The organism is Nocardia sp. NPDC003693, assembly GCF_053981095.1.
Genome location: NZ_JBSFNO010000067.1, coordinates 1 through 20,668, shown reverse-complemented (window position 1 = coordinate 20,668; position 20,668 = coordinate 1). Strand labels below are relative to the sequence as shown.

Annotated in this window: 23 protein-coding genes; 11 read left to right on the top strand and 12 right to left on the bottom strand. The window is 70.0% G+C overall.

What is annotated here, in order from left to right; all coding sequences use genetic code 11:
• The first annotated feature begins 10 nt into the window (after positions 1–10).
• The gene (locus ACWDOP_RS38040) at positions 11–1,171 is read left to right on the top strand and encodes a cytochrome P450 (RefSeq protein ID WP_456348950.1); all 1,161 of its coding nucleotides are present in this window, start codon (positions 11–13) and stop codon (positions 1,169–1,171) included.
• A 73-nt stretch (positions 1,172–1,244) separates the two neighbouring features.
• Here ACWDOP_RS38040 and ACWDOP_RS38035 read toward each other — a convergent pair whose 3' ends face one another.
• Together ACWDOP_RS38035 and ACWDOP_RS38030 are read right to left on the bottom strand one after the other, a co-directional pair.
• Positions 1,245–2,438 carry a cytochrome P450 gene (locus ACWDOP_RS38035; RefSeq protein ID WP_456348949.1) on the bottom strand — a complete coding sequence of 398 codons (1,194 nt, stop codon included), beginning with the start codon at positions 2,436–2,438 and terminating at the stop codon, positions 1,245–1,247.
• Positions 2,439–2,573: 135 nt separating this feature from the next.
• A complete protein-coding gene (locus ACWDOP_RS38030) occupies positions 2,574–3,044 on the bottom strand; it encodes a MarR family winged helix-turn-helix transcriptional regulator (RefSeq protein ID WP_456348948.1) in 471 nt (156 codons plus the stop codon).
• Positions 3,045–3,200: 156 nt separating this feature from the next.
• On the opposite strand from ACWDOP_RS38030, the gene ACWDOP_RS38025 reads away from it, so the two are divergent.
• From ACWDOP_RS38025 to ACWDOP_RS37990, 8 genes are all read left to right on the top strand, one after another.
• Positions 3,201–3,872 carry a maleylpyruvate isomerase family mycothiol-dependent enzyme gene (locus ACWDOP_RS38025; protein ID WP_456348947.1) on the top strand — a complete coding sequence of 224 codons (672 nt, stop codon included), beginning with the start codon at positions 3,201–3,203 and terminating at the stop codon, positions 3,870–3,872.
• A 178-nt stretch (positions 3,873–4,050) separates the two neighbouring features.
• The gene (locus tag ACWDOP_RS38020; RefSeq protein WP_456348946.1) at positions 4,051–4,725 is read left to right on the top strand and encodes an HAD family hydrolase; all 675 of its coding nucleotides are present in this window, start codon (positions 4,051–4,053) and stop codon (positions 4,723–4,725) included.
• A gap of 245 nt (positions 4,726–4,970) precedes the next feature.
• Positions 4,971–5,435, top strand: a complete 465-nt coding sequence (locus ACWDOP_RS38015; protein WP_454206004.1) for an OsmC family protein — start codon at positions 4,971–4,973, stop codon at positions 5,433–5,435.
• Positions 5,432–5,707 carry an acylphosphatase gene (locus tag ACWDOP_RS38010; protein WP_454206006.1) on the top strand — a complete coding sequence of 92 codons (276 nt, stop codon included), beginning with the start codon at positions 5,432–5,434 and terminating at the stop codon, positions 5,705–5,707. The genes ACWDOP_RS38015 and ACWDOP_RS38010 overlap by 4 nt, the downstream gene beginning before the upstream one ends.
• A gap of 27 nt (positions 5,708–5,734) precedes the next feature.
• The gene (locus ACWDOP_RS38005; protein WP_456348945.1) at positions 5,735–7,381 is read left to right on the top strand and encodes a hypothetical protein; all 1,647 of its coding nucleotides are present in this window, start codon (positions 5,735–5,737) and stop codon (positions 7,379–7,381) included.
• Positions 7,381–8,547 carry a glutathionylspermidine synthase family protein gene (locus tag ACWDOP_RS38000; protein ID WP_456348944.1) on the top strand — a complete coding sequence of 389 codons (1,167 nt, stop codon included), beginning with the start codon at positions 7,381–7,383 and terminating at the stop codon, positions 8,545–8,547. The genes ACWDOP_RS38005 and ACWDOP_RS38000 overlap by 1 nt, the downstream gene beginning before the upstream one ends.
• A gap of 19 nt (positions 8,548–8,566) precedes the next feature.
• Positions 8,567–9,019, top strand: coding sequence for a DUF350 domain-containing protein (locus ACWDOP_RS37995; RefSeq protein WP_456348943.1), 453 nt, complete (start codon positions 8,567–8,569; stop codon positions 9,017–9,019).
• A 336-nt stretch (positions 9,020–9,355) separates the two neighbouring features.
• Positions 9,356–9,931 (top strand): dihydrofolate reductase family protein, encoded by a 576-nt coding sequence (locus tag ACWDOP_RS37990; protein ID WP_456348942.1) that lies wholly within the window; start codon positions 9,356–9,358, stop codon positions 9,929–9,931.
• On the opposite strand, the gene ACWDOP_RS37985 is transcribed toward ACWDOP_RS37990, so the two are convergent.
• From ACWDOP_RS37985 to ACWDOP_RS37955, 7 genes are all read right to left on the bottom strand, one after another.
• On the bottom strand, positions 9,886–10,623 hold the full coding sequence (locus ACWDOP_RS37985; protein WP_456348941.1) for a helix-turn-helix domain-containing protein: 738 nt from the start codon (positions 10,621–10,623) through the stop codon (positions 9,886–9,888). The genes ACWDOP_RS37990 and ACWDOP_RS37985 overlap by 46 nt on opposite strands.
• Before the next feature lie 27 nt (positions 10,624–10,650).
• The gene (locus tag ACWDOP_RS37980; protein WP_456348940.1) at positions 10,651–11,232 is read right to left on the bottom strand and encodes a dihydrofolate reductase family protein; all 582 of its coding nucleotides are present in this window, start codon (positions 11,230–11,232) and stop codon (positions 10,651–10,653) included.
• Between the two features lie 128 nt (positions 11,233–11,360).
• Positions 11,361–12,218 carry a bifunctional DNA-formamidopyrimidine glycosylase/DNA-(apurinic or apyrimidinic site) lyase gene (mutM, locus tag ACWDOP_RS37975; RefSeq protein ID WP_456348939.1) on the bottom strand — a complete coding sequence of 286 codons (858 nt, stop codon included), beginning with the start codon at positions 12,216–12,218 and terminating at the stop codon, positions 11,361–11,363.
• 24 nt (positions 12,219–12,242) lie between these two features.
• Positions 12,243–13,013 (bottom strand): ribonuclease III, encoded by a 771-nt coding sequence (gene rnc / locus ACWDOP_RS37970; protein WP_379001055.1) that lies wholly within the window; start codon positions 13,011–13,013, stop codon positions 12,243–12,245.
• A gap of 19 nt (positions 13,014–13,032) precedes the next feature.
• A complete protein-coding gene (rpmF, locus tag ACWDOP_RS37965; protein ID WP_354989856.1) occupies positions 13,033–13,215 on the bottom strand; it encodes a 50S ribosomal protein L32 in 183 nt (60 codons plus the stop codon).
• Positions 13,216–13,323: 108 nt separating this feature from the next.
• Positions 13,324–13,923, bottom strand: coding sequence for a YceD family protein (locus tag ACWDOP_RS37960; RefSeq protein ID WP_456348938.1), 600 nt, complete (start codon positions 13,921–13,923; stop codon positions 13,324–13,326).
• An 87-nt stretch (positions 13,924–14,010) separates the two neighbouring features.
• Positions 14,011–14,766: a DivIVA domain-containing protein gene (locus ACWDOP_RS37955; protein WP_454206040.1), complete on the bottom strand. Its 756-nt coding sequence runs from the start codon at positions 14,764–14,766 to the stop codon at positions 14,011–14,013.
• 321 nt (positions 14,767–15,087) lie between these two features.
• On the opposite strand from ACWDOP_RS37955, the gene ACWDOP_RS37950 reads away from it, so the two are divergent.
• On the top strand, positions 15,088–15,606 hold the full coding sequence (locus ACWDOP_RS37950) for a GtrA family protein (protein WP_456348937.1): 519 nt from the start codon (positions 15,088–15,090) through the stop codon (positions 15,604–15,606).
• A gap of 311 nt (positions 15,607–15,917) precedes the next feature.
• A complete protein-coding gene (locus ACWDOP_RS37945) occupies positions 15,918–16,901 on the top strand; it encodes a hypothetical protein (protein WP_456348936.1) in 984 nt (327 codons plus the stop codon).
• 64 nt (positions 16,902–16,965) lie between these two features.
• Here ACWDOP_RS37945 and coaD read toward each other — a convergent pair whose 3' ends face one another.
• The 3 genes from coaD to ACWDOP_RS37930 all read right to left on the bottom strand — a co-directional run.
• Complete coding sequence (gene coaD, locus ACWDOP_RS37940) at positions 16,966–17,457, bottom strand: pantetheine-phosphate adenylyltransferase (protein ID WP_454206046.1); 492 nt, start codon at positions 17,455–17,457, stop codon at positions 16,966–16,968.
• A 166-nt stretch (positions 17,458–17,623) separates the two neighbouring features.
• Positions 17,624–18,208, bottom strand: coding sequence for a 16S rRNA (guanine(966)-N(2))-methyltransferase RsmD (rsmD, locus tag ACWDOP_RS37935; protein WP_456348935.1), 585 nt, complete (start codon positions 18,206–18,208; stop codon positions 17,624–17,626).
• Positions 18,205–20,668, bottom strand: a 2,464-nt coding sequence (locus ACWDOP_RS37930; RefSeq protein ID WP_456348934.1) for a pyruvate carboxylase, incomplete at its 5' end; no start/stop codon positions are given. The genes ACWDOP_RS37930 and rsmD, both read right to left, overlap by 4 nt.

Here is a 20,668-nt window from a genome sequence, read left to right as displayed (position 1 = left end):
CAACTGACGCATGGCTGGAGCGCGCAAGATCGACCGCGGGGACACCGACGCCTGCCCGGTGCACCGGGATACCGAGGGCACCTGGCAGATTCGCGACTACGCCGACGGGCGGGCGCTGCTGCGCAGCACCGGCACGGTACAGGCCGGGCTCGGCATCGAGACGGTGGAGAAACTGCCCGCGCGGCTGCGCCGGCCGGTGCTGTACCGCGACGGTGAGGAACACCGCGAGCATCGCCGCCAGACGGCCAGGTACTTCACGCCCAAGCGCGTCGACGAGCACTACCGCGACCTGATGCACGAGATCGCCGATCGGGAGATCGCGGCACTGCGCGCCGAGGGGCGGGCCAATCTGTCGCAGATGAGTTTCCGGCTGGCGGTCGATGTGACCAAGGCGGTGATCGGGCTGACCGACAGCAAGCCCGGTACCGACCGGCGGCTCGAGGTGTTCTTCCCGGAGAAGTTCGCCGAGCCCGGATTCACCAGCATCGCCGGGCTGCTCGGCTACGTGCGGCAGCTGCGGGCTTGGGGGGCAATCTATTTCGACGACGTGCGCCCGGCCGTGCGCGTGCGGCGCAAGGCCCGGCGCGACGACCTCATCTCGCATCTGATCGACGAGGGCTGCGCCGACGGCGAGATCCTCGGCGAATGCCTGACTTTCGCGGCCGCGGGCATGGTCACCACGCGCGAGTTCATCAATCTCGCGGCCTGGCACCTGTTCACCGACGACGACCTGCGCGCCCGCTTCCGGGCCGGGGGCGAGGCCGAGCGCCTGGCGCTGCTGCAGGAGCTGCTGCGGCTCGAGCCGGTCATCAGCGATATCAAGCGGCGCACGGTGTCCGAGGTGGCGCTGCCCAGCGGGACCACTATTCCGGCGGGTGAACTGGTCGACGTCGCGGTGAGCGTGGCCAACGTGGATCCCGGCGTGGTCGGGGACCAGCCCCTGGACGTGTGCCCCGGGCGCGCGCTGTCCGGCGGCGCCGGGGCCGCGGTGCTGTCCTTCGGCGACGGGCCACACAAATGCCCGGGGGCGCACATCGCGCTGCAGGAGTCGGAGATCTTCCTGGGCAAGCTGTTCGCGCTGGACGGGCTCCGGATGGAGAATCCGCCGCGGGTGACGATGAAGCCGGAGATCTCGGGGTACGAGCTGCGGGATCTGATCGTCGCGGTGTAGCGGGGGGCGGCTGCCCCGGCGCTTCGCGGACGGACCGCACGGGCGGCCCGTCTCGCGATCCGTGCCGGAACGCTCAGCGTGACAATCGAATCGGCAGCGACTTCAGGCCGTTGTTCAGGTTGGAGCGGATGCGCCGGGACTCACCGGTCTGCTCGATCACCGGGAAGCGGGCGAGCAGCTCCTCGAAGAACACCCGCCCCTCCATCCGGGCCAGGTGCACCCCGAGGCAGAAGTGCTGGGCCAGCCCGAAGGACAGGTGCGGGTTGGGATTTCGGTGAATGTCGAAGCGCTGCGGGTCGGTGAACACCGTCTCGTCGCGATTGGCCGAGGTGTACCACATGGCGACCTTGTCACCGGATTTCACGGGCACGCCGTTGATCTCGGTGTCTGCGGTGGCCGTGCGCCGGAAGTAGTGCAGCGGATTGGCGTACCGCAGGATCTCCTCGACCGCGCCGGGAATCAGCGCGGGGTCGGCGCGCAGCTCGCGCAACTGATCCGGATGTTCGAGCAGCAGCTGCAATCCGGAGGACAGCATGGTCTTGGTGGTGTCGTTCCCGGCGATCACCAGCTGGGTGAAGAAGCTGCCGAACTCCAGCTCCGACATGGTTTTTCCGCCGAACTCGCCATCGAGGATCAGCGAGGTGAGGTCGGGCTCGGGCTCCCCGGCGCGGCGGGCCATCGCGAACTGGATCGCGTAGACGGCCATCTTGGTCAGATCGGCGGTGGTGTCGAAATCGCCGATCAGTTCCGGATCCTGCTGGCTGGTGGACTGTTCGGCCCACCGCCGGATGTCGGGCCAGTCGGCCTCGGGGATGCCGAACAGCCCGCCCACCACCTGACTCGGCAGCACGCCCGCCACGTCGTGTACGAACTCGACCTCGCCCTCGACGCCGTCCAGGAGCTGCCCGGTCAGGGCGCGGACCCGGTCCTCCAGCTCGCCGATGACCCGCGACTTGAAGTGCTCGGCCAGGGGTTTGCGGTAGTCGGTGTGCCGGGGCGGGTCCATCATGAGCAGCATGTTGCGGGTGGTCTCGAGCCGTTCGGGCGGCTGATTCTCGAGCACCACCCCGCCGATCTCGGCCGAGAACAGTCGCGGGTTGCGCGCCACGTACGACACATCGGCGTGCCGCAGCACCGCCCAGTAGCCGGGTTCGCCCGGCATGTCCTGCCAGTGCACCGGGTCGGTGCGGCGCAGGTCGGCGAAGATCTCGTGAATCGGCCCGTCCACATGCAGCTGCGGATCGTAGATGTCCTTGACCGTGCCCACGGCCCACCTCGGTATTCGCTTGCGGGTGTTCGTCTTTCCCTTCGGACGGTAACCACGGCGGCGGACCGGGCGGCGGCGTTCGCGACCCCGATCCCAGTCAGTGGACACCGGCCGCCCCGCTCGGGCGGCGGCCGCTCAGGCGTAGGGATCGGTGATCTCGCGCAGCGCGGTGAGGGCCTCCCGCAGCGCGCGGGTGCGCCTCGGCCCCAGGTGCGCGGCCCATTCGTCCTGGATCCGGGCGGCGATGACATTGGCGCGGTCCGCCATCTCCCGCCCGAACGGGCTCAGCCGGACCAGGCGCGCGCGACCGTCGCTCGGGTCGGGCACCCGCTCCACGTAGCCCGCGCGCTCGAGCTGGTCGACCAGGAACCCGGCGGTCTGCTTGGTGACCTGCGCGCGTTCGGCCAGGTCGGTGAGCCGGGTGCCGCCCGGGTCGATGCGCGCGGCCAGCCGCCCCTGCGCGGTGGTGATCGCACCGTGGCCCTGTGCGATCAGCTCCGCGAGCACGCGCTGCTCCATCGAGCGGTGGGCGATGAACATCAGCAGGCCGATGTTCAGCTCGCCGGGATCCTCGCTCGTGTCCTGTTCAGCGGTGTCGCCGCTCATCGTCCTCCTTGACATTCGGTCAGAGACTCTTACCATATTAGTCAGAGATACTGACTAATTCCACCGGCTCGCCCCGGCGATCGGCGGCCCGCCACGGCAGGACTCGGCCGGTATCGCGCGACTCCGATTCCGCTGTGCCCGAAAGAGGTAACCGTCATGGATCGCGAAACCAGCTGGCAGGTCATCGAACAGCAGCGCCTGGCCATCGCCGACATGCTCGCCGATCTCACGCCCGAGCAGTGGGACACCCCCTCGCTGTGCGCGGGCTGGCGGGTGCGCGAGGTCGCCGCGCACGTGGCTTTCACCCCCACCCCGCCGGCGGCGAAAGTCATGCTGGCCACCGCGATTCGCACGCGCGGCAACTACAACCGCTTCATCGACACCCTCACCCGCGAGCAGGCCGCGATCGCCGGGGATCCGGTCGCGGCGCTGCGCGCCAACGCCGCGGTGCGCACGCTGCCCCGGCTCACCAACTACCGCAACATCCTGTTCGACACCATCGTGCACGGGCAGGACATGGCGATTCCCCTGGGCCGCACCCTGATCGTCGCGCCCGCGGGCGCGGCCGCCGGCGCCGATCGCGCGGTCGAGGTCGGCCGCCCGGTGTGGGACCCCCACCGCCTCGACGGGCTGCACCTCACCGCCACCGATATCGAGTGGTCGCACGGCGCCGGCGCGGAGGTTCGCGGACCCGTCCTCGCGCTGCTGCTCCTGATCACCGGACGGCCGGTGGCGCTGACCATGGTGGAGGGACCTGGTGTGGCCCTTCTCGCCCAACGCCTCGGGACACCCCTGCCCACCTCCGCGCACACGGACGACCGCGAATAGAGGGGTGTGCCCGTGCGCGTCGCATCCGGTGCGGCGCGCACGGGCACCTCGCTGCCCCGCGGCCCCGCCGCGTACGGTCCGGCACCGCCGCGCGACACGGATCGCGTCCGGCCTTCCGGCGCATCGCTTCCCGCCCCCGGAGCGCGCCCGCATCTCGCGATGCACGACCATGGGCACCATGTCTGTCGCCGCAATCGTCTTCGACATGGATGGCGTGCTCATCGATACCGAGCCCATCTGGGAAGAAGTCCGCACCGCCTACATCGAGGAGCTCGGCGGGCGCATCCTGCCCGACACCCAGGAGCGGTTCATGGGTATGAGCACCGCCGAATGGTCCGAGTACATCAGCAAGGATCTGATCGACGGCAGCCGCACGCCGGACCAGGTCGCCACCGACGTCATCGACCGCATGAGCGCCCGCTACGCCGAGCACCTGCCGCTGATGCCGGACGCGGTGGAGACCGTGCGCCGCTTCGCCGCCCGCTACACCCTCGGCCTGGCCAGCTCCTCCCCGCGCCGCCTGATCGACGTGGTCCTGGCCCACATGGGCGTGACCGGCCTGTTCCACACGACCGTCTCCACCGAGGAGGTCGACCGCGGCAAACCCGCTCCCGACGGCTACCTGGCCGCCGCCGCGGGCCTGGGCATCGCCCCGCGCGACTGCGTGGCGATCGAGGACTCCTCCAACGGCCTGCGTTCGGCCGCTGCGGCGGGCATGACGGTGATCGCCGTCCCCCACCCCCGCTATCCACCGGCCCCCGACGCCCTCGCCCTGGCCGCCCACGTGGTGACCGACGGCCTCCCCTCCCTGACCCCCGCGCTGATCGACTCCCTCCCCCGGGCCGGCGGGTAGATAGCTGCATACGGCGCTTGCCGACTCGCGAAGCGCACGCACGGTTCGACCGTCCCTCGGCATCCGGCAGTCGATCGACCACCCGGGCCGCGTGCCCGGTGCGTCGATCGCGCCGCACGTCACAGCGGCCCCGCACGCGGAATTCGCCGGTCGCTCCCCGCGTTCCGCATGATCCGGATGGGCTGTGTGTCACATCCGGGTGAGGGCTCGCGCGGCGTGCGCGGGACGAATGGGAGGATCGTGACATGGCTGAACAGACCGCCGCACCGCAGACCGCCGCCGCCACCCAGACCGCCGAACCGGTGGAACTGTGGGCCGAGCGCACCGGCACCCGCGCCTACACCGGCCGCAACAACCGGGGCGGCGAGGTGCTCATCGCCTCGGCGGGCGTGGCCGGCGCGTTCACCCCGGGCGAATTGCTCAAGATCGCGCTCGCGGGCTGCACCGGCCTCAGCGCCGATTTCACCCTGTCCCGCAAGCTCGGCGACAACTTCGACGCGACCGTCCGCGTCTCCGGTGACGCCGACCGCGAGAACGAGACCTACCCGGAGCTGAACGAGAGCTTCGAACTCGACCTGAGCGAACTCGACGAGGAGACGCGCCAGCGCGTCATGGTCGCCGCCCAGCGCGCCATCGACAAGGTCTGCACCGTGGGCCGCACGCTCAAGGCCGGCACCACCGTCAATCTCACCTTCCGCGTCGACGAGTGAACCCGGCCCGGCTCAGCGCCTGGGTGCACGGACGGGTCCAGGGCGTCGGCTTCCGATGGTGGACCCGTTCGCGCGCACTGGAACTCGGGTTGACCGGCTACGCCCGCAACCACCGTGACGGCCGGGTGCACGTCGTGGCCGAGGGCCCGCGTGCCGACTGCGAAGCGCTCCTCGACCTGCTACGTTCGGGCGATACGCCTGGCCGGGTGGATCTGGTTGTGGAAGACTGGGGCGCCGCCCAAGGAGGCATGTCCGGTTTCGAGGAGCGCTAGTGCGCACGGAGTTCTAGGAGTCGATAGTTGGCCACTGAACGCCCCGGCGACACCCCCGGCGAATCCCCCACCGGCGAACCGGGTTCCACTCCGCCGCCGGTCTACGGCTCCGGTGGACGGCCCCTGACACCGAGATCACGCGACACCGGCGACGAGACCCCCGAACCCGCCGGCGGCGAGCCTGACCCGGCGCCGGTCTACGGCTCCGGCGGCCGTCCCCTGCAACCGAAGTCCCGCGCCACGGGCGACGAGACCGGCGACGAGGCTCCCGTCTACGGCTCCGGCGGCCGACCGCTCCAGCCGTCATCCCGCGATACCGGCGACCAGACCGGCGAACCCGCTGCGGGCGAATCTAACCCGGCCCCGGTCTACGGCTCGGGTGGACGACCTCTGGCACCGTCGTCCGGTGCGGGCGACGACTCGCCCCCGGCGAGCGAGCCCGTCTACGGCTCGGGTGGTCGTCCCCTCCAGCCGTCAGCACGCGACTCCGACGACACCGCCCCGGGATCCACGGCGGGCGAGCCCGACCCGGCACCGGTCTACGGCTCCGGCGGACGCCCCCTGCAACCGAGGTCGCCCGAACCCGCCGGCGAACCGCCAAGCGGCGAAACGACTCCCGTCTATGGTTCGGGTGGCCGCCCCCTCACGCCCGGCGGCGGGTCCCCCGACGATGCCGCACCGCCCGTCTTCGGCGCGGGCGGACGGCCGCTGCAGCCGCGGGACGCCGGGCCCGGTGACGAGACCGCGCGGCAGGAGCCGACCGTCCCCTCCGGGCAGCCGGTGTATCCGCCGCCCTCCGCGCCGCAGGTACCCCGGTCGCCGGAAACCGGTGCGCCGCACGCTCCCCCGCCGTGGCCACCCGTCGCCGGTACGCCCGGCGAGCCCGGAGCCGCCGACCCCACCGTCTCGCACGCGCCACCCCCGTGGCCGCCACCCGCCGCGACCGCGCCGACCGAACCGTTCACCGCGGGCAGCGCCGTCCCGCCCCCGTGGCCGCCGCCCGGCGCCCCGGAACCCGGCGGCGCGCACGTGCCCCCCGCGTGGCCGCCCGCACCGGCGGAACCCGCTGCCGCACAGGGCCCCCGGCGCGGCAAGGTGGCCCGTCAGGAAGCCGGCGTCACCACCCCGCGCCCGCCCACGGTCGCCGAGGCGCGCGCCCGGGACAAGGCCCGCGAACGCGCGGCCCAGGCCGCCCAGGCCGAAGCCGACGCGGCCGAGGCCAAGCGCAAGAAGCGCAAGAAGCTGCTCATCGGCGGCGTCGCTGTGGTCGGCGTCGCCGGTCTGGTCGGCGGCGGCTACCTGGCGTACCGCGCGCTGACCGGCCCCGAGGTGACCGCCTACTGCACGATCATCGCGAAGAAGGGCCAGGTCGTCTCGCTCGGCAACGACCAAACCGTCACCGCCACACAGGACAACCAGGAAATCATCATCCCGGACAAGGACTGTGACGACGCCGACCGCGCCACCGGCGGCGGCCACGGCGGCAGCACGGGCATCTTCATCCTCAACGGCAACCAGTACCGCTACTACTACGGCGGCAACAACACCGTGGGCAAGGCGCCCACCGGCGGCACGACCGTGAAACCCAAGGGCGCATCCATCAAAACCAAGAGCGGCACCAGCATTCAGCGCGGCGGACTCGGTTCCAAGAGCAGCGGCGGGAGCGGATCGTAATGCGGCGCGTGCGCGGCGCACCCCGCCCCGGGTGGGAGCGGATCGTCGAGAGCCAGGGCCTGGTGTACGGCAAGCCCGGCCGCGACGCCCAGGGCGCGCCCCGCCCCTACTGGGACGAATCGGTGCACTACGAGTTCGACATGGACGAGATCCTGGCCCTCGAGGCGCAGGTCGAGGTGCTGCACACCATGTGCCTGCACGCCGTGGAACACATCATCCTCACCGAGCGGTTCGCCGATTTCGGTCTGCCGCAATGGAGTTGGGAACCGATCGCGGCGTCCTGGAAGCGGTCCGACCCGCACATCTACGGCCGCTTCGACCTGCGCTACGACGGTCGCGGCCCGGCGAAACTGCTGGAGTACAACGCCGATACCCCCACCTCGCTGGTGGAGGCGGCAATCGTGCAGTGGCACTGGCTCACCGACACGCACCCCGACGACGATCAGTGGAACTCACTGCACGAGAAGCTGGTCGAGCGCTGGGGCGAGCTGCGCGAGCTGCTGCCCAGCACCGAACTGCACTTCTCCTGGTCCGGCGCCGACGCCTCGGGCGAGGACAACGTCACCACCGCCTACATGCAGGAGACCGCCGCCGAGGCGGGCTTCGACACCATCGCGCTTCCGGTGGAGGACATCGGTTTCGACACCGAACTCGAACGGTTCGTCGATCTGGCCGAGGCGCCGATCCAGTCGATCTTCAAGCTCTATCCCTGGGAATGGGTGCTCACCGACCAGTTCGGCGAGCGGGTGACGGCCTCGCTGCCCGGCACCATGTGGCTGGAGCCGCTGTGGAAGTCGCTGCTGTCGAACAAGGCCCTGCTCGCGGTGCTGTGGGAGATGTACCCCGGCCACCCGAACCTGCTGCCCACCTACCTCGATGATCCGCACGAGCTCACCGAGTACATTCGCAAACCCAAGCTCGGGCGCGAGGGCGCGAACATGACGATCGTCGGCGCGGGCATGGAGACCGCGACCGGCGGCGTCTACGGCGCGGAAGGCTATGTCTACCAACTGCTCGACCCGCTCCCGGTATTCGACGACATGCGCCCGGTGCTGGGCGCGTGGATCGTCGGCGACGAATCCGCGGGCCTCGGCATTCGCGAGACCGCGGGCCTGATCACCGACGACGGCGCCGCCTTCGTCCCGCACCGTATCCCTCAACCCTGACTCCCCGGAGGACCCGCAGATGACGACCACTCTCGCGCTCGAAGCCGGGTACTGGAGTTCCCTCGGCCGTGGCGTAGGCGCCATCCTGCTCTACGCCCTGGTCGGCCTGGTACTCATGCTCATCGGTTTCTACGCCGTCGACCTCACCACCCCCGGCTCCCTGCGCGCCCTGGTCGCCCAGGGCCTGCCCAACGCCGTGGTGGTCAGCGCCGCGGGCATGCTCAGCATGGCCTTCATCGTGGTCCTGGCGATCTACTCCTCGGCGGGCAAGCTCACCGAAGGCCTGATCGCGGCCGCAATCTACGGCTTGGTCGGCATCATCGCCCAGGTCGTCTCGGTCCGGATCCTCGAGCACGCCTTCGGGATCAATATCGGCGAGGTCCTGCACAAGCCGACCTTCACCACCGAGGCCCTGGTGGTGGCCGCAGCCCACTTCGCCCTCGGCCTAGTGGTCGCGGTAGCCATCCTCTGATCACGATGCGACGTGCCGCCCGGCGCACCCGGCCGGCGCGTCCTCGCACGCGTCTCCCGCTCCGCCCTGCCGACCACGATCAGCTGCTACCCCTGTACATGGAGCATATTGCCGGTGTGGACGGGCACCGTCATCGAACATCGCGAGGTGCTGGGCAATCTCGCCATCGCGTGCCCGCGGGCAACTGCGCGCGGCTCGGCCACGGCGCGGCTCGGCCCGAAACACGGTCGCCGAAACGTGCCGGTTTCGTCCAAGACCCGGGGCATGCCGCCCTCCTAGGCTGATGATCACCAGCACGGCGGCGGACACACCGCCCCGGACATCAGGAGGAACACCATGGCACGCGAACTGGTCTACACGGGATTCATGTCGCTCGACGGCGTCGTCGACTCGCCCGGGGGCAAGGTCGAGGGGCACCGTAGCGGCGGGTGGGTGATGGAGACCGAGTTCGTGCCCGAGGCGTACGCGCTCAAGGGGGAGGAGCTCGCCGATCACACCGCGCTGCTGTTCGGGCGGCGCAGCTACGAGGCGTTCGCGCCGTTCTGGCGCGAATCCGAGGACCACATCGCGTACAAGGACCTGCCCAAGTACGTGCTCTCCACCGGACTCGGCGAGGATGACCTGCTCGACGGCTGGGGGCCGACCACGATCCTGCGCTCGATCGAGGACGTCGCCAAGCTCAAGGAGACCGAGGGCGGGGCCATCTTCATCCACGGCAGCGCCGAACTCGCCCGCAACCTCTCCGACGCCGACCTGATCGACCGCTACAACCTGCTCGTCTTCCCGGTGCTGCTGGGCGCGGGCAAGAGCCTGTTCAGCCGCTCGGACCGGGACAAGCAGCAGCTGCGCCTGCGCGAGTCCGCCAACTACTCCAACGGCGTCAGCAAGCTGGTGTACGAGGTCGTGCGCTGACCCGGGTCCAGGGCGATGTTCCCGCCGCCGCCGGACCGCAGTTGCTGCGCGGTACGCCCGATGTACTTGCGCAGCGCGCGGGCCAGGTGGGGTTCGTCGTAGTACTCGAGCTTGTCCACCACCGCGCTCGCGGTCTCGCCGCCGGCCAGCAGCACCGCCGCGGTCCGCGCACGCCCGATCTGCCGCACGGCGCCCTGGGTCAGCCCGGTCGCCGCCCGGAAACGCCGCTCCAGCGTGCGTTCGGCCGCCGCCGGGCGATGCCCGCGCAGCAGGTCCGCGACCAGCGGATCACGGACCAGCACGCCGTCCCGCACCAGCCTGGTCACCAGCGCCTCGGCGTCGTCGGCCTGCGGGGTCTCCCGGTGGTCACCGTCCAGCGCGAAGGTGCGGTTGCCGACATCGGGCAGCAGCACCCCACCGTTGAGCAGCTGCGGCGTGGCCACCATGCGCAGCGCGGTGCCCACCGCGAACTGGATGCCCACGAAGTGCGCGCCCTCGGGCACCGGCGCTGTGCCGCAACGATTCTCGGGCCCGGTGACGCTGGCGTACCGAACGCCGCGCTGCTCCCAGAACACCAGGCCGACGGTCTCCGAGGCCACGGAGGTCATCTCCGTGACCTGCTCGCTGCGGCACGTCCACACGATGTCGATCCAGGGTGAATCCGACCCGCGGGTCTCGAACGACAATCCCACCGCTCGAATCCTAGTGCGAGCGAGCGCTCAGCGAATACGGCTGTACTTCAGGAACGCCACGCCGTCCTCGAACACCCGGCTGGTGAGCACCCGGAACCGGGTCGCCTCCGGAAGCTTCCCGCCCGCGCCGAACAGCGGCCGGCCCGTGCCGAGCACGATCGGGTAGAGCTTGAGGAACACCTGATCGATCTCCGGCAGCAGCGTCTGCGCGAGCTCACCACCGCCGCACAGCCAGATGCCCAGCCCCTTCTCCCGCTTGAGCTCGCGCACCCGGGCCAGCGGATCCGCGGAGATCAACTCGATGTCCGGATCCGGGCTCTCGGGCAGGGCCTGCGAGACCACGAACTGCCGCAGGTGCGAGTACGGGCTGGAGGTGCCGGTCCGGACCCCGAAATCATGGGTCTTCCGGCCCATGATCACCGTGTCGAAGGTGGTGCTGCGATGTGCCACCCCGAGCGCCTCCCGCACCTTGGTGGGCAGGGTCTCGGGGTATTGAGCGGTGATCGCGGGACCGTGATCACCCCCGACGGGGAAGAAGTCGACGGCGCCGTCGTCCGAGGCGATGAAGCCGTCGATGGTGGCCGCCACGTAGTAGGTCAGTTTGCGCATTGATCCCTCCAGCCGACACCACGCGTGCCGCTACTGAAAACGGTAGCGCTTCACAGCCGGGCGCGGGGACGCTCTTCCGAAGAGCGGACCCCGGGGTGGCGCACGGTGGCGACGACCCTCGGAAACCGTCAGACCCGCGGCCGCGGCTGGCAGCGCGGGCAGGAGAACGACGAGCGGTTCATGAACTTCTCCCGCGCCATGGGCGCACCGCAGCGCCGGCACGGTTCGTGTTCGCGGCCATAGGCATTGAGCGACCGCTCGAAGTAACCGGACTGCCCGTTGACGTTCACGTAGAGCGCGTCGAACGAGGTGCCCCCGGCCAGCAGCGCGTCGCTCATGACCGAACTCGCCTCTGTCAGAAGGCCGGTCAGGGCCGGCCGGGTGAGCTTGGCCGCGACCCGCTCACCGTGAATCCTGGCCCGCCACAACGCTTCGTCGGCGTAGATGTTGCCGATACCGGAGACGACGGTCTGATCCAGCAGCAACCGCTTGATCTCGGATTGCTTGGCGCGCAAGCGTTTGACGACCGCGTCGGCGTCGAAGAGCGGGTCGAGGGGATCGCGCGCGATGTGCGCGACCGGCTCGGGCACCAGCGTCCCGTCCACCTCGACCAGATCCGCCAACTGCCAGCCGCCGAAGGTGCGCTGATCCACGAACCGCAGCTCGTCCCCCGAGTCGAGGGTGGCGATGATGTGGGCGTGCTTCTCGCGCGGGGAATCGGCGGGCTGCACCAGCATCTGCCCGCTCATGCCCAGATGGACCACGAGCGAGGTATCGGGCTCGTCGAAGGTGAGCCACAGGAATTTGCCGCGCCGCTGCGCGGATTCGACCCGCAGGCCGGTCAACCGGGCGGCCAGATCGTCGCCGCCGGGAATGTGCCGCCGGACCGAACGCAGATGGCGGACCGTGACGGCGGTGACGACGCGGCCCACCACGTGTTCGGTGAGACCGCGCCGTACGACTTCTACTTCGGGCAGCTCGGGCACGGGAGAATGATAGTCCCGGCCCGCTTACGCCGAACCGTCGGCGGCGGTACCGTTTTCGGCGTTCTGATCATTCAGAGCCTGGTACGCGGCGCCCGCGGCCTTCTGCTCGGCTTCCTTCTTGGAACGCCCGACACCCTGCCCGTAGGACCGGCCACCGATCACCGCCGTGGCGGTGAACTCCTTGTCGTGATCCGGTCCGGTGGAGGTGATTTCGTAGCTGGGGACGCCGATGCCTCGCTCGGCGGTCAGCTCCTGCAGGCTGGTCTTCCAGTCGAGCCCGGCGCCCATGCGGGGGCCGCGTTCGAGCAGCTCGGCGAACAGCCGCAGCACCACGGTCCGCGCGGTATCGATTCCGTGCTCGAGGTGTACTGCCCCGAGCAGCGATTCCATACCGTCGGCGAGAATGCTGGGCTTGTCCCGGCCACCGGTGAGCTCTTCGCCCTTACCGAGCAACAGATGCCGGCCCAGACCACCGGCGCCGAGGGTGCGAGCCACCTCCGCGAGCGCGTGCATGTTGACCACACTGGCGCGCAGCTTGGCGAGTTCGCCCTCGGATTTATCCGGATGCTCCAGGTACAGGCGTTCGGTGATGCTCAGGCCGAGCACCGAGTCGCCCAGAAACTCCAGGCGCTCGTTCGTCGGCAGCCCGCCGTTCTCGTAGGCATACGACCGGTGGGTGAGCGCGAGGCGCAACAGGTCCGGTCGCAGGCCGACGCCGAGCGCTTCGAGCAGGCTGGAATGGTCGGCGGAGTCACCCACGGCGGGCGCCTCCGCCGCGTCCTTGCTGGCGGTCACGATCGGCTGGATCAGAGAATCAGACCGCGGCGGTGATCTGACGGCCCTTGTAGGTGCCGCAGGAGGGGCACGCGATGTGCGGCAGGGTGGCCTGGCCGCAGGCGCGGTTCGGGCAGGTGATCAGGGTAGGCGCGCTGGCCTTCCACTGGCTCCGGCGCGAGTGGGTGTTGGAACGGGACATCCGGCGCTTCGGAACGGCCACGACTACTTCTCCTCTGTCCTCATACTCACGGAACCACCGTGGTCCGCAAGGGTGAAAGCTGTGCTGATGGGGTTCGGCGCGATGTACGAGGACACCGCAGCCGAGGGGCTAGTTCGCGGACGGTTTCTCGCCATCCACGACATCGAATTTCGCGAGCCCGGCCCAGCGAGGGTCAAGTATCTCATGACCATGGCCGGATTCCGCAATCGCCAGCCGGACGCCGCATTCGGCGCACAATCCCGGGCAATCGGGCTCGCACACCGGCTGCAGCGACAGTTCCAGCCCGACGGCGTCGATGACCACCGGCTCGAGTTCGATCATGTCGTCCACCAGACGATGGATCTCGTCTTCCTCGGTGGTCTGCTCGGTCGCGCTGTCCGGGTAGGCGAACAGTTCGGTGAGCTGCAACTCGATCGAATCGGCGAAGGGTTCGAGGCATCGTGAGCATTCGCCCTCGACGGGTGCGCGCAGGGTGCCCATGAGCAGTACGCCCTCGGACACCGACTGCAGGTTGACGTCGAGTTCGACCTCGGCGCCCGCCGGGATGCCGACCATTTCCAGGCCGATGCGCTCATCGATGGCGAAGGTGCGGTGCACGGGCAGGATCGAGCCCGGCTTGCGCCCCAGACGTCGCGTATCCAGGTTGAAGCCCGCGTCGTCGGCCGTCGTGCGACGGTGACGAGGCGTGGAGCCGGAATCGGCGGACATCAGGGTTCACTCACCTTCGGGTGTGGAATGGGCAACCACCCCACAATACCGAAGCGCACGCTCAGAGCCCAATCGGGGGGCGGCCGATCAGCGGCCGAACTCCGCGGCGTAGTCCGGGATGTGCGAGGTCGGCGCGGGCGGGCGAACCTGGCTGCGGCCCTTGCCGATGATGCGCAGGGTGTTGCTCAGGGTCTCCTCGAAGGAGGCGAGCTTGGCGTCGACGTATTCGTCACATTCGGTGCGCAGGCGATCGGAGTCGGCCTGGGCGGTGTCGATGAGCCGGGCCGATTCCACGTGCGCGGCCCGGACCACCTCGGTCGCCGAGACCAGCCGTTCCTGTTCGGCCTTACCGTCGGCGACCGAGCGATCGAAGGCGGCCTGACCGGCGGCGGTCATGCGATCGGCCTCGCTGCGGGCGCGGCCGGTGACCATCTCGTATTCCTGGTTGCCCTCGGTGACGACCCGCTCGGCCTCGGCCTCGGCGTCGCTGACCAGGTGCTCGGCGTGGGCGCGGGCCTCGGCGACCATGCGGTCCGCGTGCGCCTTGGCGTCGGCGAGGATGCGGTCGGCTTCGTCGCGGGCGCCGGTGATGGTGTTGTGGGCCTGCTCGTTCGCGCCGGTCACGGCGGTCTCGGCGGCGTTGCGGGCATCGGTGACGATCTTGTCGCGGTGATCGAGCACGTCTTGGGCGTCGTCGAGTTCGCCCGGCAGCGCCTCGCGGACGTCGTCGAGTAGTTCGAGCACCTCACCGCGCGGCACGATGCAGTTGCGGGTCGGCGGGATGCCTCGCGCCTCCTCGATGATGGCCACGAGCTCGTCGAGCGCTTCGAATACCCGGTACATGCCTGCTATCCCCTCTTTCCTGCCAGGACTCCCACGGCGAGGTTCTCCGTTCTTGCCAGTCTGCCCGCCGAGCGGCTGTCAACACGTGCGACACGGCGTGTCGCGTTGCTGTTTCATAGACCACAAAAAGAAGTGGAGGAAACGCCTCCAGTTGGTGTTACATTCATTGAGCAAGAAAGTGTTGCCGGGGCAGCGGAGCCCGCGGCGACAACGGGATTGACTGTTCGCTTTGTTCAGTCGATACTGAACACATAGTACCGAGTGTTCGAAGTGAGGGACACTCCGCCGGGCCGGGCCCGACGTGTTCGATGGGAAAAGACAATGGCTGTCCTGGACATCCCGCAGCGGGCCCCGATGTTGCCCGTGCCCACCCTGATCGACACCTACGCGTACGGCGCCGACGTCGTCCGCGGTTTCGGGGCACGCTGGACCGGACAGTTCGGCGCCTGGATCCGCAGCGATCACGCCCTCGCCCAGCTCGTACGATTCGCCGCGGTCGGCGGCCTCAGCAATATCGGCTACCTGCTGCTGTTCCTCGCCTTCTACGGCGGCGGGCCGCAGCTGGCCAATCTGGCCGGATCCGTGGTGAGCACCGCGCTGGCCAACGAACTGCACCGCCGGCTCACCTTCCACGCCGCGGGCCGGGTGCGCTGGTTCACCGCGCAGCTCGAGGGCGGCGGCCTCGCCCTGGCCGGACTGGCCATCACCTCGGGCGGGCTGGCGATCCTGCAGAGCACCGCCCCCGGACTCGGCGATCTCGCGCAGGCCGGCGCGGTACTGGCGATCACCGCCGCGGTCGGCACCATGCGCTTTCTGACCCTGCGGCTCTGGGTCTTCTGAGACCTTCACCCGCCGGGGTCCATCCCCCATCGATTCCCCCGCGTCCCCGTCACCACGATCCGGTCGAAATCCGGCAAGTGGTACGGGGATTCGGCATTTCCGGGGGTGGTGGAACCGTCCCGATCGGAGCTGCGTCAAAACCAGCATCGACCTACGAGAGGGGTTTTCGCTATGCGGCACGGGCACGGATGCCTCGGCGGACGGCGGGACGCGCACGGACCCGGTCCGCGGCGGCCGGTGGGGCGGGAGAGCGATTGCTGTGTGCGGCACCATCGGCGGCCGGGCCGGCCACGCAAGCACGAGGAGGGGGAATGACGTCGCCGGGGCCGGCGGGCGGCGGCCGGGAGCGGGCCGCGGTACGGACGGGCCCGCGCACCGGGGTGGCGAGAGCGTGTGCGACAAGGGGTCTCGGGTGGCGACCGCCCGAGGGGCGCGGCGGCCCGCACGCCTCGCTCCCCGATTCGCGCGCGCGGCACCGGATGCTGATCGAGGCGGTGCTGCCGGACATGGCCGGGGAGACGGTGGTGAGCCACCAATCCGCGGCGCTGCTGTACGGCGCGCCGCTGTGGCGCACGCCCCTGGATCGGGTGTGCGTCACGCGTAATCGCCGGGGCGGCGGGCGGACTCGGCCCCTGACGCGGGTGCACGGTTCACCCCTGCACGCGGCCGTGCGCTGGCACGGACTGCTGCTGACCCCGCCCGCCCGCACGGTGGTGGACCTGGCGCTGAGCCTGCCGTTCGAGTCCGCGGTGGTGGCGGGCGACGCGCTGGTCGGCATGTTCGGCATCGGCGGCGGCGAACTGGCGCACGAGCTTTCCCGAGCCGCGGGCAGGCACGGCATCGCCCAGGCCAAACAGGTCATCGCGTTCCTGGACGGCCGCAGCGGCGGCGCCGGGGAGTCGCTGAGCCGAATCATGTTGCGCCGGATGGCGCTACCGGCGCCGCGCACCCGCGGCGACGTGGTGACCGCCGACGACAGATTCGTGGCGCGGGTCGGGTTCTATTACGAGAACACCGGCGTGGTCTGCGAATTCGACGGCCCGATCCGGTTCGGGCGGCGGGTGCGGCCCGGCGACGACGTCGCGGAGGTGGTGCGCCGGGAGATGATTCGCGATCACCACCTGCGCGCGCTCGGGTTACGGGTCGTCCGCTGGACCTGGTCCGATCTGGCGGGCAGCGGTCCCGCGCACCGCCTGTACGCGGCGCTCGCGCGCCCCGGCGGCCGCCGTTTCGACGGCCGGATCGACCCCGGCGCCGTCCCCGAGCCGCGGCGAACGACGTTGCACCCGTTGTGAGGACGTTCCCCGCACGAGCGCCGGGAGCAACGCTCGTGCGGGTTCGGGGCTTGTCGCCGGCCGGTTACTTCGCCGCCTGCCGTTCCGCGATGCGGGCGAGCAGGGCCTTGTGGACCGCGGGCGGGAGCAGGTCGGTGACGTCGCCGCCGAGGGTGGCGACCTCCTTCACCAGGGAGCTCGAGACGAATCCGTAGAGCGGGTTGGTGGCGATGAAGTAGGTGTCCACGCCGGTGAGCTTGCGGTTCATCTGCGCCATCTGCTGCTCGTACCCGAAGTCGGTGGCATCGCGCAGACCCTTGACGATGGCGGTGATCCCCTGCTCCTTGGCGAAGTCCACCAGCAGACCCCGCCAGGATTCCACCCGCACGTTGGGCAGGTGCGCGGTGACCTCGCGAATCAGGTCCATGCGCTCCTCGACGCTGAACATGCCCTGCTTGTTGGGGTTGATCACCACCGTCACCACGACGTCGTCGAATTGCTCGGCCACCCGGTTGAACACGTCGAGATGTCCGTTGGTCACCGGGTCGAACGAACCCGGGCACAATGCTCCAGCCATGGCCGCACGCTACCGCAGACCGTGCCGTCCGTTCGGGTGCGCCCGGGTCGGGGCCGTCCGATACCGTGCGGCACACCGAGGGGCGACAGAGCCGGTTACAGGGGACGTCGTGCCCGAGGCCGTCCGCCGGGAATGCGAGCCCCGCGGACGACGTCAGTCACCCGCGCTACTCGGCGCCGGGAAGGTATTCGGCTATGTCCAAACGGGTTTCGCCGTACTTGCGCGACTTCTCCGGGGTGAAACCCACGGGCCAGTCCACCTGTGGCGAGCGGGTGGAGCGCTCGATGATCAACAGCGCGCCCTCGGCCAGCCAGCCGCCCTCGGCCAGCGCCGCGATATCGGCCTGCACGTCGGCCACGTCGACGTCGTACGGCGGATCGGAGAAGACGAGGTCGTACGGCGCGCCCGGCGGGGCGGACGCGTGCCCGGGCCGGCCCAGGACGGCGGCGACGGTGTTCGCGCGCAGGTCCGCCCCGGGCAGGGCGAGATCGTCGATGTTGCCGCGGACGACCGCCGCCGCCTTGCGGTCGGCTTCCACGAGCAGCGCGTGCGCGGCCCCGCGGGACAGCGCTTCCAGTCCGAGCGCGCCGGATCCGGCGTACAGGTCCAGCACGCGCAGGCCGTCGAAGTCCATGCGCGAGAAGACCAGATTGAACAGCGCCTCGCGCACCCGGTCCGAGGTCGGGCGGGTGCCCGCGGGCGGAACGCGCAACCGGCGTCCGCCCGCGGTGCCCGCGACGATGCGTGTCACTCGGCCGCGGCCTCGGTGAGACTGACCTCCACCAGCAGATCGCCGCCTTCCACCTGCTGCACCTTGCCGATCGCGACGCGCCGCACCCGGCCCGATCGCGGCGCGGTGATGGCGGCCTCCATCTTCATGGCCTCGATGGTGCCGATGGTGTCGCCCGCGGCGACCGTGTCGCCTTCGCCCACCGCGAGGGTGACCACACCGGCGAACGGCGCGGCGATGTGACCGGCGTTGTTCTTGTCGGCCTTCTCCGCGGTGGGCACCTCGCTGGCAATGGACCTGTCGCGCACGGTGATCGGGCGCAGCTGGCCGTTGAGGATGCACATCACGGTGCGCATGCCGCGCTCGTCCGGCTCGGAGATCGCCTCGAGCCCGATGAGCAGGGTGACGCCCTTGTCCAGCTGCACGTGGTGCTCTTCGTCGTGGCGCAGGCCGTAGAAGAACTGGTTGGCGGACAGGTTGGTGGTGTCGCCGTACTTCTCGCGGTGCGCGAGGAATTCCGAGGTGGGCCCGGGGAACAGCAGGTTGTTGAGGGTGGCGCGGCGTTCCTCGGAGCTGCCGTTCAGGCCCGCCTCGTCCTCGGCGGTGAGCTGGGTTTCCGGCTTGGCCGCGCCGCGTCCGGCCAGGGCGCGGCTGCGGAAGGGCTCGGGCCAGCCGCCGGCCGGGGTGCCGAGTTCTCCACGCAGGAAACCGATCACCGAATCCGGGATGTCGTAGCGGCCCGGATCGGTGGCGAAGTCCTCGACGTCCACGCCGGTGCCGACGAGAGCGAGGGCGAGGTCGCCCACGACCTTCGAGGACGGGGTCACCTTGACCAGACGGCCCAGGAGCCGGTCCGCCGCAGCGTATTTCGCTTCGACCTGCTCGAACTGATCACCGAGGCCGAGCGCGATGGCCTGCTGGCGCAGGTTCGAGAGCTGACCGCCCGGAATCTCGTGGGTGTACACGCGACCGGTCGGGCCGGGCAGACCGGATTCGAAGGGGCCGTAGACCTTTCGCAACGCTTCCCAGTACGGCTCGAGGTCGCACACGTTCTGCAGGTTCAGGCCGGTGTCGTGCGGAGAGTTCGCGGTCGCGGCCACAATTGCCGACAAGGCGGGCTGGCTGGTGGTCCCGGCCATCGGCGCGGACGCACCGTCGACGGCGTCGGCTCCGGCCTGCCAGGCGGCGAGGTAGGTCGCGAGCTGGCCGCCGGGGGTGTCGTGGGTGTGCACGTGCACCGGCAGATCGAACTCGCGGCGCAACGCCGTCACCAGCGTCGTCGCGGCGGGCGCGCGCAACAGCCCGGCCATGTCCTTGATGCCGATGACATGGGCGCCCGCTTCGACGATCTGCTCGGCGAGCTTGAGGTAGTAGTCGAGGGTGTAGAGGTCCTCGTCGGGGTTGGACAGGTCGCCGGTGTAGGACAGGGCGACTTCGGCCAGGGCCGTACCGGTTTCGCGCACCGCGTCGATGGCGGGCCGCATCTGATCGACGTTGTTGAGCGCGTCGAAGATGCGGAAGATGTCGATACCGGTGGCGGTGGCCTCGGAAACGAAAGCGCGCGTGACCTTTTCGGGGTACGGGGTGTAGCCGACGGTGTTGCGCCCGCGCAGCAGCATCTGCAGGTTGATGTTCGGCACCGCCTCGCGCAGCGCGGCGAGGCGCTCCCACGGGTCCTCGTACAGGAACCGCAGTGCCACGTCATAGGTTGCGCCGCCCCAGCATTCGATGGACAGCAGTTCCGGCGTCAGCCGTGCCACGTGCCCGGCCACGTCGAGCAGGCCGTTGGTACGCACGCGGGTGGCGAGCAGCGACTGGTGCGCGTCGCGGAAGGTGGTGTCGGTGACGGCGAGGGCCTTCTGCTCGCGCAGCGCGCGGGCGAACCCCTCCGGACCCAGTTCGAGGAGCCGATCCCGCGATCCGGCGGGCGGCGGCACGGTCATGTCGAGGGCGGGCAGCTTGTCGTGCGGGTACACCGCGGTGGGCCGGGAGCCGTGCGGCTTGTTGACGGTGACGTCGGCCAGGTAGTTCAGGATCTTGGTGCCGCGGTCGGCCGAGCTCTTGAGCGTCAGCAGCTGCGGCCGCTCGTCGATGAACGAGGTGGTGACCCGGCCGGCACGGAAGTCCGGATCGTCCAGGACCGCGAGCAGGAACGGGATGTTGGTCGTCACGCCACGGATGCGGAATTCGGCGACCGCGCGGCGCGAACGCGCCATGGCGGTCTGGAAGTCGCGCCCGCGGCAGGTGAGCTTGACCAGCATGGAGTCGAAGTAGGCACCCACTTCGGCGCCGACGTTGGTGCCGCCGTCCAGGCGTACGCCCGCGCCGCCCGGCGAGCGGTACCCGGTGATACGGCCGGTGTCGGGCCGGAACCCGTTGGCCGGATCCTCGGTCGTGATACATATGTCAACGACTACCGGAATCTGCCCCGATTCATCAATGAGATCAGCGCCTTCACCCCGCTGACCGACCAGGTCGAGG